This window comes from Bacillus sp. AFS055030 (assembly GCF_002574545.1).
In the GTDB taxonomy this organism is placed as follows: domain Bacteria; phylum Bacillota; class Bacilli; order Bacillales; family Bacillaceae_G; genus Gottfriedia.
The window spans coordinates 1-248 of the sequence record NZ_NUGT01000057.1 but is presented as its reverse complement, the minus strand read 5'-3'; the positions used below and the strand labels follow the sequence as shown (position 1 = coordinate 248).

The 248-nt window shown below is 44.8% G+C and carries 2 tRNA genes; both read right to left on the bottom strand.

The features are described 5' to 3' along the window. Positions 1 to 29: 29 nt before the first annotated feature. Positions 30 to 105 (bottom strand) — tRNA-Ala (locus CN925_RS15855). 24 nt (positions 106 to 129) lie between these two features. Beyond that, positions 130 to 203: transfer RNA gene (locus CN925_RS15850), tRNA-Ile, on the bottom strand. Positions 204 to 248 lie beyond the last annotated feature (45 nt).

Sequence of the window (248 nt, the reverse complement as noted above, 5' to 3'; positions counted from 1 at the left end):
TCTAGTTTTCAAGGTACAAAATAAAAAAATGGTGGAGCCTAGCGGGATCGAACCGCTGACCTCCTGCGTGCAAGGCAGGCGCTCTCCCAGCTGAGCTAAGGCCCCATATTTATTTTATAAAAGATATGATGGGCCTAAATGGACTCGAACCATCGACCTCACGCTTATCAGGCGTGCGCTCTAACCAGCTGAGCTATAGGCCCATATCTATAATAGAAGGATAATCCTTCAAAACTAAACAAAACAAT